We start from the raw sequence: 4271 nt of genomic DNA, 5'->3' as shown, positions 1-4271 counted from the left end.
CCAAGTAAAATTCTTTTCTGAGATAGCCGCGCCAGCATGCAATTACTCCACATCGGGTCTATACCTTAGGTAAGCGCCACAGGCGCTGCCCTCAGCAAGGACAAATCGTGGGGCGAAAGATACCACGAGCTAGTGAACTCAAGGAGTAGAGATGAGAATTCAAGAATGGCCTCTCAATGAGCGGCCGCGTGAGCGATTGCAGCGCCATGGTGCTGGCGTACTGAGCGATGCTGAACTCATCGCGATTTTACTTGGGCATGGCATTGCCGGCTTTTCGGCGGTCGATATTGCTCGCCAAACCCTGAACACCACAGGAGGCTTGCGGCAGCTGCTTACTGCCTCATTTGAAGATGTCAGTAAACTGCCCGGCTGGGGTCCGGCACGTACTTGTCGACTAGCCGCTGCCGTAGAGCTAAACAAACGCCATTTGCACGCCACTGTGCTTTGCCGAGAGTCTCTTTGCAGCCCGCATGACACGCGCAAGTTTCTCAAGGCACGGCTTCGGGATTTAGAGCATGAGGTTTTTGCTGTGGTGTTTTTAGATAATCAACATCGCGTCATTGCTGTAGAGGATCTGTTTCGCGGCACGCTCGATAGCTGCTCGGTGCATCCGCGCGAGGTGGTTAAGCAGGCGCTGAAGCATCAGGCCGGCGCGGTGATCTTGGCGCATAACCACCCATCAGGAGTGGCGGAACCATCGCCGGCCGACCGACATATCACCACTCGATTGAAGGAGGCGCTGGCTTTAGTGGATGTGCGTACGCTCGATCATCTAGTCATTGGCGATGGCGAGCCGGTGTCGTTTGCTGAGCGCGGCTGGTTATAGCGAGCAGCCTCATGCAGATCATGTCTCGCCGAAAGCAGTCGACTATAACCGTATGGTCGACTGTGACTGCCAATCGATGTGCTCGACCCAGTCTGGATGCGCTGGCTCAGTGAGCACAAAGACACCAAGAATACCGGCAAGAAAGATCACTTTGAGCAGGCGATCACCCCATATTGGCGCTTCGACACCAGCTAATGCTTGATTCGTTGGGCCGACCTCCAAGCTTTGTGTATCGCGCAAAACCCATGCAAGCAGCAGCACAGCGGCGACAATAAAAAGCCATGAGCCACCAACAAAGAAGCCCATGCCCATAAGCAAAGCCACGATCAATGGCATGGGCAAAAAAGCACTTAACCAAACCATTAGCACGGCAATAAACAACAGCGCCCAAGCGGTAATGCCAAGCAAAAACACTCGCAACATGACCCAAACGCGCCCGCCAGCACGGTATTCACCGCTAAACAGCGGGCGGCGCGTCCAATACACCGCCAGAGCTAATGGCCCCAGCAGGATTAGCAGCCCAACCCATGCCAATGGTGTGCGCATTTGGCGGCGCTGAGCATCCTGATAAAGCCAGACGCTTAGCACCGCCAACGTAAGTAATAGCGCGATCAAGCGGCGGTCTCGACATGCTCTGGATCGGTCGGGATATCACGTCCTAAATACAGGTACATGGCCGGGACCACAAACAGTGTGAACACCGTACCGATGGTCATGCCGGTGGCAATCACCAAGCCCATAGAGAAGCGCGATGCCGCACCGGGGCCCGTGGCAATTAGCAACGGAATCATCGCTAACACCAAAGCTGCCGTGGTCATCAACACTGGACGCAGACGAATCGCAGCCGCCTCTTCAATGGCCAAGCGACGCTCATGACCCTGGCGTTGCAGTTGGTTAGCAAATTCCACGATTAAAATACCGTGCTTGGCAATGACACCAATGAGCGTCACCAACCCGACTTGAGTGTAGATATTGATCGATGCCCCGGGCACTTGGAACATCGCAGCAATGTTCAAGCACAGCAGTGCTCCGCAAATCGACATTGGCACGGTAACAAGCATGATTAATGGGTCGCGGAAAGACTCAAATTGCGCCGATAACACCAAATAAATGATGATAAGGGCGAAGAAGAATGTCATCACCAGCGCCGATCCTTCGGTTTTGTATTGCCGTGATTGGCCGCCGTAATCCACGCTAAAATCTTTCGGTAAGGTGGTACGCGCCGCCTCATCAAGCACACCCAATGCCTCACCTAGTGTGACACCAGGACGCGGCACTCCAGAAATCGACACAGCACTCAACTGTTGAAAGCGGTTCAGCGATTGCGGCTGCACAGTTTCACGCAGCGTCACCACTGTCGACAAAGGAATCAGCTCGCCGGTCACGGTGCGCGTGTAGTAGTTTTCCAGTTGATCCGGATTCAAACGCTCACTGCGCGTAACTTGTGGAATGACTTTATACGAGCGTGACTCCATGCTGAAGCGATTGGCATAACCACCCGATAGCATGGCTGACATATCGGCCGCCAGCGTGCTCATATTGATGCCCAAGAGTGCCGCCTTCTCACGATCAACCTCTACTTTCACCTGCGGTTTATCAATCTTCAAATCGCTTTGCATAAAGATGAATTTCTTACTCGCCATGGCCTTGGCCAAGACTTCATCGCCGGCACTCAGCATAGCTTCAGGGCTAGCAGTACCTGTGATAATGAATTCAACCGGAAAGCCATTACCACCACTGGGCAATGAGGGCGGTGAAAATACCGCATTTTGCAGACCTGCAATTTGACTCACTTTACCGGTAGCTTCCTGCAGTACCGCCTTGGTCGTGCGCTCGCGCTCAGTCCAAGGCTTCATCACCACGCCAGAGATGGCGGTATTACTGCCCACCGCTGAGCCGCCACCGCCCACACCATTCAGCAAAAAGTAGTTTTCTTTCTCAGGGATGGCATTGACGATTTCTGTTAACTCATCGGTAAACGACGTCAGATAATCCAAGGATGAAAACGAGTCACTTTGCGAGAAAACCAAAAAGAAACCTTGGTCTTCTTCCGGTGCGAGCTCCGCTGGAGAGGCCTTAAACAAGAAAAAGCAAGAAACTAAAACAATGATGCCAAAGGTTAAAATCACGTGCTTATCGTCCATCGCACCGTGCAATTTGCGCTGATAGCCAAAGCGCAACTTATCGAACTTCTCATCCAGCCAGTGCGCAAAGCGATTGCTTTTCTCCTCGCTAGGCGTGCGCAGGAGCATGGCTGACATCATGGGCGATAGCGTTAGCGCAATCACACCCGAGAGCAGGACTGCACCCGCTAACGTAAAGGCAAACTCAATAAACAAGGTGCCGGTCAATCCGCCAATAAAGCCAATCGGTAAGTACACCGCGACCAAGGTGATGGTCATGGCAATCACAGGCCCCAGCAGCTCGCGCGCACCTTTAATAGCCGCATCGAAAGGCTTCATGCCTTCTTCAATGTGACGATGAATGTTTTCCAACACAATAATGGCGTCATCCACCACCATCCCAATGGCGAGCACCATCGACAGCAACGTCAGCAAGTTGATGGAGAAGCCCATTAGCTGCATTAAAAAACAGGCACCAATCATCGACAGGGGCACGGTAACAGCCGGAATCAAGACACTGCGCAACGAGCCCAAAAACAGATAAATCACCACGATGACAATCAATACCGCCTCGACTAGCGTCTTGATCACCTCGTCGATGGCATCGTTGATATAACGCGTAGAGTCGTAAGGAATGCTAGCGCTTAGGCCTTCAGGCAATTGCGCAATAATGCCTGGCCAAACGTTATCGCGTAGGTCTTTGATGACATCAAGCGAGTTCGCATCGGGTGCGACTTCAATACCCATGAAGGTAGCTTTCTTACCATTAAATGAGACATCCGTGCTGTAGTTTTCCGAGCCCAGCACCACATCGGCAATATCGCCTAAACGAATAATCGCACCATCCGCCGAGCGCACCACCAAGGCACGGAACTGCTCAGGTGTATTGAGATCGGTAGAGGCCGTTAAATCGACCTGCACCATGGAGCCTTTCGTTGCACCAAGTGCTGCCAACACGTTATTGCTGCGGAGTGCGTTATAGACATCGCTAGCCGTGACACCGAGCGCCGCCATGCGTTCCGGCTTCATCCAAATGCGCATAGCAAAAGTACGATCACCCAAGATGCGCGCGCGCTGCACACCGGGCACGGTGGCGAGCTTAGGCTCAACCACACGCACCAGATAATCGGTGATTTGGTTATTGTCGAGAATGTCGGAATAAAACGACAGATACATCGCCGCCGTGGTATCGCCTACCGATAGCTCAACGACCGAATCTTCGGAGTTTTCCGGCAGCTGGTTGCGCAGTTTATTAACCTTGGCGGCAATCTGCGTGAGCGCCACATTGGGGTCGTAATCTAGACGCAAATAGGCCTGAATCG

General features: G+C 52.9%; 3 protein-coding genes. 1 reads left to right on the top strand and 2 read right to left on the bottom strand.

Annotated elements, in window-relative coordinates; genetic code table 11:
* The first annotated feature begins 151 nt into the window (after positions 1-151).
* Positions 152-826: a RadC family protein gene (radC, locus tag AC3DKE_RS11000; protein ID WP_487990713.1), complete on the top strand. Its 675-nt coding sequence runs from the start codon at positions 152-154 to the stop codon at positions 824-826.
* 42 nt (positions 827-868) lie between these two features.
* Here radC and AC3DKE_RS10995 read toward each other — a convergent pair whose 3' ends face one another.
* Entirely contained in the window at positions 869-1441 is a 573-nt protein-coding gene (locus AC3DKE_RS10995; protein ID WP_487990712.1) for a hypothetical protein, read from the bottom strand.
* On the bottom strand, positions 1438-4271 hold a 2834-nt coding region (locus AC3DKE_RS10990; protein ID WP_487990711.1), incomplete at its 5' end, for an efflux RND transporter permease subunit. The genes AC3DKE_RS10990 and AC3DKE_RS10995, both read right to left, overlap by 4 nt.

It is taken from the genome of Paraperlucidibaca sp. (assembly GCF_982810325.1).
This window is presented reverse-complemented; position numbering and strand designations above follow the sequence as displayed.

Excerpts from the sequence above, each read along its gene's own strand:
- radC (WP_487990713.1), top strand. The coding sequence starts at position 152 with ATGAGAATTCAAGAATGGCCTCTCAATGAGCGGCCGCGTGAGCGATTG.